This is a genomic window from Achromobacter sp., from assembly GCF_036567245.1.
In the GTDB taxonomy this organism is placed as follows: Bacteria; Pseudomonadota; Gammaproteobacteria; order Burkholderiales; family Burkholderiaceae_B; genus Achromobacter.
In genome coordinates, this window is sequence record NZ_DATCUY010000473.1 from 1 (window position 1) to 7100 (window position 7100).

Annotated in this window: 8 protein-coding genes; 3 read left to right on the forward strand and 5 right to left on the reverse strand. The window is 66.2% G+C overall.

Translation table 11 applies throughout. The features are described from left to right. Nucleotides 1–157: 157 nt before the first annotated feature. The gene (locus tag VIR09_RS19975) at nt 158–631 is read right to left on the reverse strand and encodes an Lrp/AsnC family transcriptional regulator (protein WP_332014437.1); all 474 of its coding nucleotides are present in this window, start codon (nt 629–631) and stop codon (nt 158–160) included. A 138-nt stretch (nt 632–769) separates the two neighbouring features. On the opposite strand from VIR09_RS19975, the gene kynU reads away from it, so the two are divergent. Continuing rightward, nucleotides 770–2020, forward strand: coding sequence for a kynureninase (kynU, locus tag VIR09_RS19980; protein ID WP_332014438.1), 1251 nt, complete (start codon nt 770–772; stop codon nt 2018–2020). Between the two features lie 77 nt (nt 2021–2097). After that, nucleotides 2098–3504 carry an amino acid permease gene (locus VIR09_RS19985; RefSeq protein ID WP_332014439.1) on the forward strand — a complete coding sequence of 469 codons (1407 nt, stop codon included), beginning with the start codon at nt 2098–2100 and terminating at the stop codon, nt 3502–3504. An 80-nt stretch (nt 3505–3584) separates the two neighbouring features. Here VIR09_RS19985 and VIR09_RS19990 read toward each other — a convergent pair whose 3' ends face one another. The 4 genes from VIR09_RS19990 to VIR09_RS20005 all read right to left on the reverse strand — a co-directional run bounded on the left by VIR09_RS19990 (nt 3585) and on the right by VIR09_RS20005 (nt 6396). Beyond that, the gene (locus VIR09_RS19990; RefSeq protein ID WP_013395864.1) at nt 3585–3998 is read right to left on the reverse strand and encodes a VOC family protein; all 414 of its coding nucleotides are present in this window, start codon (nt 3996–3998) and stop codon (nt 3585–3587) included. 69 nt (nt 3999–4067) lie between these two features. Then, a complete protein-coding gene (locus tag VIR09_RS19995; RefSeq protein ID WP_332014440.1) occupies nt 4068–4757 on the reverse strand; it encodes a YafY family protein in 690 nt (229 codons plus the stop codon). Between the two features lie 167 nt (nt 4758–4924). Next, nucleotides 4925–5785, reverse strand: a complete 861-nt coding sequence (locus VIR09_RS20000) for a hypothetical protein (protein ID WP_332014441.1) — start codon at nt 5783–5785, stop codon at nt 4925–4927. A 143-nt stretch (nt 5786–5928) separates the two neighbouring features. Next, nucleotides 5929–6396 carry a CopD family protein gene (locus VIR09_RS20005; RefSeq protein ID WP_332014442.1) on the reverse strand — a complete coding sequence of 156 codons (468 nt, stop codon included), beginning with the start codon at nt 6394–6396 and terminating at the stop codon, nt 5929–5931. Between the two features lie 136 nt (nt 6397–6532). On the opposite strand from VIR09_RS20005, the gene VIR09_RS20010 reads away from it, so the two are divergent. Next, on the forward strand, nt 6533–7042 hold the full coding sequence (locus tag VIR09_RS20010) for a sigma-70 family RNA polymerase sigma factor (protein ID WP_332014443.1): 510 nt from the start codon (nt 6533–6535) through the stop codon (nt 7040–7042). Nucleotides 7043–7100: the final 58 nt, after the last annotated feature.

Consider the following 7100-nt stretch of genomic DNA (forward strand, 5'->3'; position numbering starts at 1 on the left):
GGCGCGGCGGTCTATACCGCCGGCACGCTGTTCTACGTCAACGACCAGCGCTGGCCGCACGCGCACGGCATCTGGCACCTGTTCGTCATGGGCGGCACGGCCTGCCATTTCGTGACCGTGTTCGGCTTCCTGCGGCTGAGCCCGGCCTGAGCGGGCCCTAGCGCCAGCTTGCCAGCGGCAGCATGCCGCCGCGGTTCTTCACTTTGCGCATGACGATATGCGAGGACAGGTTCCGTACCCCCGGGATCTTGCTGAGCTTGTCTTCGACGAACTGTGAGAACGCCTTCAGATTGCGCGTGCATACCGTCAGGATGTAGTTGGACGCGCCGGTCACGATGCTGGCCTCGGTGATCTCGTCATGCAGCGCGATGCCGGCCAGGAACTCCTCGTGCCAGCCCGGGCGCGACTGGTCCAGCGATACGTGGACGATGGCCTCCAGCTCGAAACCCAGCTTTTCGGCATCCAGCACGGCGCGATAGTTGCGGATCAGCCCGCTTTCCTCCAGGGCGCGCACCCGCCGCAGGCAGGCCGAGGGCGACAGCGCCACCTGTTCGGCCAGGTCCTGGTTGCTGAGATGGCCGTTTTCCTGCAGCCGGTACAGAATGCGCTGGTCTGTCGCGTCGATTTGCATGGTGCAATCAAATTCCAAAAATATGGATTATGTGCAATCCAATGCGGAAACCTAGGGTATTCCGCGCCTGAATTTGCAATTTATCAGCCCGATCGCGCTGATAGTATGTATCCAGAATATAGCCTCTTGGAGCAGAAGATGAACACCCGCGACGCCTGCGTTGACGCCGACCGCCAGGACCCCCTGGCGCCCCTCAAAGACCGTTTCGACCTGCCGCCCGGCGTGCTCTACATGGACGGCAACTCCCTGGGCGTGCTGCCCAAGGACGCCGCCGCCCGCGCTGCCGCCGTGATCGGCCAGGAATGGGGCACGGGCCTGATCCGCAGCTGGAACACCGCGGGCTGGTTCGAACTGCCCGCCCGCTTGGGCGACAAGCTGGGCCGCCTGCTCGGCGCGCGCGACGGCGAGCTGGTCGTGACCGACACGACCTCGCTGAACATCTTCAAGGCGCTGGCCGCCGCCCTGCGCATCCAGCAGCACCAGCACCCGCAGCGCCGCGTCATCCTGTCCGAGCGCGACAACTTCCCCACCGATCTCTACATGATCCAGGGCATGATCGACCTGCTGCAGCAGGGCTACGAAATGCGCCTGATCGACGACGACCTGCCGCTGGAAAAGGCGCTGGACGAGTCCGTGGCCGTGATGCTGCTGTCGCACGTGAACTACCGCAGCGGCCAGATGCACGACATGGCCGCCGTGACGGCGCTGGCGCACGAACGCGGCGCGCTGGCCATCTGGGATCTGGCGCACGCCGCGGGCGCGGTGCCGGTGGACCTGAACGGCGCCAACGCCGACTTCGCCGTGGGCTGCACCTATAAGTACCTGAACGGCGGCCCGGGCTCGCCCGCCTTCATCTGGGTGGCGCCGCGCCACACCAAGGATTTCTGGCAGCCGCTGTCCGGCTGGTGGGGCCACACGCGGCCGTTCGACATGGCCGTGGCCTACGAGCCGGCGGGCGGCGTGCGCCGCTACCTGTGCGGCACCCAGCCCATCGTGTCGCTGTCGCTGGTGGAATGCGGCCTGGACGTGGCGCACGCCGCCGACATGGCCGAGGTGCGCAAGAAGTCGCTGGCGCTGGGCGACCTGTTCATCGCGCTGGTGGAAGAGCGCTGCGCCGACCACCCCCTTACGCTGGTGACGCCGCGCAAGCACGCCGACCGCGGCAGCCACGTCAGCTTCCGCCATCCCAACGGCTTCGAGGTGATGCAGGCGCTGATCGCGCGCGGCGTGATTGGCGACTACCGCGAGCCCGAGGTGCTGCGCTTCGGCCTGACGCCGCTGTACTTCGGCTACGCCGACGTGTGGGACGCCGTCGACATCCTGAAGGACGTGCTGGATACGCGTTCCTGGGACAAGCCGGAATTCAAGCATCGCGCCGCCGTGACCTGAGCGCCGCGACGCAGCCGTATTGCGCGGGCCGGACCGGCCCTACATCCACAAAGAGAGCGCAGGACCTGGAGGAGACAATGCAACAACAGAAAGGATTCGGCCAGATCGCCGAACGCGAGCAGGGCCTGAAGCGTCGCCTGACCTCGGGACAGATGAGCATGATTGCCATCGGCGGCGCCATAGGCACCGGCCTGTTCCTGGGCAGCAAGTTCGCCATCGGCTTCGCCGGGCCCAGCGTGATCATCAGCTACGCCATCGGCGGCCTGATCACGCTGCTGCTGATGGGCTGCCTGGCGGAAATGACGGTGGCGCATTCCACCTCGGGCTCGTTCGGCGCCTACGCCGAGCACTACGTCGGCCCGCTGGCGGGCTTTCTGGTGCGCTATGCGTACTGGTCCTGCGTGGTGCTGGCGGTGGGCACGGAAGTCACCGCCGTGGCGGAGTACATGAAGTTCTGGTTCCCGGACGTGCCGGGCTGGCAGTGGGTCTGCCTGTTCTCGGCGGTGCTGATCTTCATCAACGCCATGAGCGTCAAGACCTTCGGCACGGTCGAGTACTGGTTCTCGACCATCAAGATCACCGCCATCGTGGCCTTCATCATCCTGGGCGCCTACGTGGTCTGGGGCAATCCGCAATACGGCACGGCGCTGTACACCTCGCACGGCGGCTTCTTCCCGAACGGCGTCTGGGGCATGTGGATCGCCGTGGTCATCTCGATCTTCAGCTACCTCAGTGTGGAGATGATTGCGGTGGCGGCGGGCGAGGCCGAGGATCCCGAGCGCGCGGTCAAGCAGGCCTTCCGCGCCACCATCGTCCGGTTGGTGGTGTTCTACCTGCTGACGCTGGCGCTGATCCTGGCCATCGTGCCCTGGGACGAGGCCGGCAAGGGCGGCAGTCCCTTCGTCAAGGTGATGCAGGCGCTGGAGATTCCGGGGGCGGCGGGCGTCATCAACTTCATCGTGCTGGTGGCGGCGCTGTCGGCGATGAACAGCCAGCTGTACATCACCACCCGCATGATGTTCAGCCTGTCGCGCGCCGGCCATGCGCCGTCCGCCTTCGGCCGGCTGAGCCGCAACGGCACGCCGCTGAACGCGTTGCTGCTGTCGACCAGCGGCATTGCCATCGCCGCGGTGCTGAACGTGCTGTATCCCGAGACCTCGTTCACGCTGATGATGGCGATTTCGATGTTCGGGGCGCTGTTCACCTGGATGATGATCTTCGTGACCCACTACTGCTTTCGCCGCCGCTGGGCGCGCGAAGGCGGCGGCAAGCTGTCGTTCCGCATGCCGGGCTTTCCGGTGCTGACCCTGCTGGGCGCGGGCGCGATGCTGGCCATTCTGGCCACCACCTACTTCACCAGCGTCTTCAAGATGACGCTGGTGTTCGGCGTGCCGTTCCTGCTGGTGCTGGCCGTGCTGTATCAGCTGCTGTTCCGCCGGCGCGGCGAAGCCGTGGCGCTGACCCCGCGCGATCAGCGTTCCTGATGTTGCCGCGCCGGGTTCGGGCGCAAGCCTGAATTGGGGGCCGAGGCGGGAGTCTCAGGCCCCCGTTTCATATGCGCGCTTCAGGCACTGGCCATGGCCGGCGCGTGCTGCTCCGCAGCCTGCTCCTGCGGCGCGGGGGCGAACACGCGCAGCCGGTGGCCGTCGGGGTCCAGCGCCACGAAGGTGCGGCCGAAGTCCATGTCGGTGGGCGCCTGCAGGATAGGCAGGCCGCGCAGGCTCCAGTCCACGTGGCGGCGGTCCAGCGCCTGCGCGTCGGGGACGGTGAACGCCAGCTCGGTCGCGCCGCCGCGGCCGGCGGCGGCCGGCTCCACGGTGTAGCGCGACCACAGGCCCAGCATCAGGCCGGAATCCAGCCTGAACAGCGCGAAGGTGGGGGAGCTTTCGACGGGCGGGCGCTGCAGCAGGGCGCTGTAGAAGGCGGCGCTGGCGGCGGGCTTTTCGACGTAGAAAATGACGAAATTGGTGTCTGACATGATGCGCTCCGGGTGGTAGACGCGCTCATCTTAGACAGGGGTACTGTCAGTTTTTGGCAGTAGCCTGTATCAGCATTTCTTGGGCGTATGTTCGATCGCGCGCCACTCCTTGAGCAGGGCATGCCGACGCTTGGGATAGCGCGGGCCGGGCGTCAGCGTGGCGATGCGGTCGGTACGGAAATGGCGGAAATCCTGGCGCAGTTCGCACCAGGCCATGACGATGCGCACGCTGTCGAAGAATCCCAGCGCAAACGGCCAGATCACCCGCGCGGAATCGGCGCCCTTGTCGTCGCGGTAGGTGATGTCGATTTTCTGTTCGCAGCGTATCGCGTGACGGATCAGCGCCAGGTCCACCCGGTCTATCACCCGCATCGAGCTGGGGCCGACCAGCAGCGGTATCGCATCCAGCCCGTCGCGCAGCTCCGCCGGCAGCACCGCGCCGATCTTGGCCAGCGCATTGCTCGCGGCTTGCGCCAGGCGCGGGTCGGCGCGGTCCGCCACCCAGCGGGTGCCCAGCACCAGCGCTTCGATCTCTTCGGTGCTGAACATCAGCGGCGGCAACATGAAGCCGGGCCGCAGCACGTAGCCCACGCCCGGCTCGCCCTCGATCTCGGCGCCCTGCGCTTGCAGGGTGGCGATGTCGCGGTACAGCGTGCGTATGCTGACGCCGAGGTCGGCGGCCAGCTGGCGGCCGCTGACGGGGCGGCGATGGCAGCGCAAGGTCTGCATCAGGCCCAGGAGGCGTTCGGTGCGGGACATGAGGACGGGCGGGGAGGGCGGATCCGTAATGCTGCCATGAAATGACAGCATCAGGGGCCGCAGCGATCAGCGGATCGTGTTTTCAGACAGCCCGCCGCCCGTTGGCAGGTAGGAAATTTATTGCGGGAACGGCGAACCGGGGAGGCCGTTCCCGCAACTGGGGCTGCTTAGGAACCGGCCTTCTTGCCCGTGGCCACGTCGATGGCCGAGCCGTCTTCCAGGCTGACGCGGTAGATCTCGCGCACCACGTTGCCGGCGAAGCCGATTTCGACGATGGACACGTCCTTGAAGGTGGTGTTGATGCCGTCGGGCAGTACGGCGTTGAACTTATCGGATTCCTGCTTCATGGCGTCCTGCAGGCGCGCGTCGTACAGGGCCATGCTGTAGACCAACGTGGTGTGCGGGTTGTGCGCGCGCACTTCCTTGCCGTCCTGCATGATGTTCACGCCGCTCACGCCCAGGGTCTTGACCAGATCCTTTCCGGCATCGCCCATCTTGGCGTAGACGGGGCCGGTGACGCGCGGCAGCGGACCATCGCGCAGGGGCGCCAGGGCGGCGGTGGCGACGGTGTTGTAGCGCATCATGTCCTCGAAGCCTTGGCCGCTCTTGACCACGCCCAGGTCCAGCCACCACGGGTGGCCCGCGCCCTTGGCGGCTTCGGTCGGATAGAAGTTCTTCAGCGTGACCTGCAGCGGAGCCGGCGGCTTGGGCAGGGCCTTCAACATGCGGGCGGGCGTTTCGGGGTCGGCGCTGTGGATGTGCACCACCGTCACGTGCGGCATGTTGGGCGTTTCGGCCTCGGTCTTCAGGCCCAGCTTGAGCAGGTCGGCCTTCAGCGTGGCGTTGATCTTGGCGTCCAGGATGGCGTTGACGTCCTGGGGCAGGCGGTAGACCACGCCGTAGGTGGCCTTGTGTTCGCGGAACTCCGGCTTGTCCAGGGCGCTGTTGTCGATGGGGGCCGCGGCATGCGCGGCCGAGGCGGAGGCGAACAGGCCGAGGGCGGCCAGTTGGAAGACACGCTTGATCATGGAGATTCCTTTTGTTTGTGTAGGCCCGCGAGAGTCATCCGCAGTGTGGCCAGCGCGGATGTACTACGTATTGCACCAAGCAAAAGAATTCCGATACCAGCCTGCGCATGCCCGATAGCTGGCGGGCGCCGGCTGATATCCGCCTACCCCAGAAAGACGATGGCCACGATGGCGATGCCCAGCAGCAGGTTGATGCCGACCCAGCGGCGTATGCCGCCCATGGCCTGCCCGCCCTGGGGCCACTCGGACGCGGCGACCGCCGCTCGCAGCTGCGGATAGAGCACGAAGCGGATGTAGGCATAGATGGCCGTCATGACCAGGCCGCCCGAAGCCATGATGGTCCAGCTGCGCGGCATGAAGAAGGCGCCGCCCGTCTGCGCCGCCTGGCTGGCTTCCTGGCCGATCATCACCGCGCCGGTCGCCAGGATCAGCAGGATGGCCGCCAGCACGGCATTCAGGAATGGACCCAGCACCGACGCCATCAGCCGCAGCCGGACCGGTGGTTCCAACTGCGCGGCCGCCGGCCGCAGGAAACAGTGCGCGAACAGCATGCCCCCGACCCATAGGATCACGGCCATCAGGTGGATGAATTTGAGCGCGGCGTAGAGCATGGGGCAGGCCTGTAGGGAGAAATCCGTCCCCATCATATCCCCGTCAAGCGCGGCGCACGGACTTGACCGGAATCATGGTTTTGCATTTAGAATGAGATTGATTTCTATTTGTAGTTGAAAGTTCAGGGAGCCCTCCGTGCCGAATCCCGCGGTCGCCGCCGGCGACAACGTCCATCTGTTGTACCGCGCTCACCATGGATGGCTGCATGGCTGGCTGCGCGCCAAGCTGGGTAACAGCTTCGATGCGGCCGATCTGGCGCAGGACACTTTTGTGCGAGTGCTGCGCCACCGCCACGAATTGGACGCCTTGCGCGAGCCGCGCGCCTATCTGACCACCATCGCCAAGCGCCTGCTGCTCAACCACCACCGGCGGCGCTCGGTGGAGCAGGCCTACCTGGAAGCGCTGGCGCTGATGCCAGAGGCCCTGGCGCCTTCGGCCGAGCAGCGCCTGATCATCCTGGAAACGCTGCAGGAAATCGACGAGATGCTGGCGGGCCTTTCCCTGCCGGCCCGCCAGGCATTCCTGATGGCGCAGTTGGAAGGCCTGAGCCATGGCGAGATCGCCACCCGCCTCAACGTATCGCTACGCACCGTTCACCGCTACATCGCCAGGGGATTCGAGCAATGCATCATGGCATCGATCTGAGTGCGCCGGCCGAGGCGGCGCCCGAGCTGCCCGCCGTCGAACGCAGCGTGGCGCGCGA

Excerpts from the sequence above, each read along its gene's own strand:
- VIR09_RS20000 (WP_332014441.1), bottom strand. The coding sequence starts at position 5,785 with ATGATCAAGCGTGTCTTCCAACTGGCCGCCCTCGGCCTGTTCGCCTCC.
- kynU (WP_332014438.1), top strand. The coding sequence starts at position 770 with ATGAACACCCGCGACGCCTGCGTTGACGCCGACCGCCAGGACCCCCTG.
- VIR09_RS19985 (WP_332014439.1), top strand. The coding sequence starts at position 2,098 with ATGCAACAACAGAAAGGATTCGGCCAGATCGCCGAACGCGAGCAGGGC.
- VIR09_RS19975 (WP_332014437.1), bottom strand. The coding sequence starts at position 631 with ATGCAAATCGACGCGACAGACCAGCGCATTCTGTACCGGCTGCAGGAA.
- VIR09_RS19990 (WP_013395864.1), bottom strand. The coding sequence starts at position 3,998 with ATGTCAGACACCAATTTCGTCATTTTCTACGTCGAAAAGCCCGCCGCC.
- VIR09_RS20005 (WP_332014442.1), bottom strand. The coding sequence starts at position 6,396 with ATGCTCTACGCCGCGCTCAAATTCATCCACCTGATGGCCGTGATCCTA.
- VIR09_RS19995 (WP_332014440.1), bottom strand. The coding sequence starts at position 4,757 with ATGTCCCGCACCGAACGCCTCCTGGGCCTGATGCAGACCTTGCGCTGC.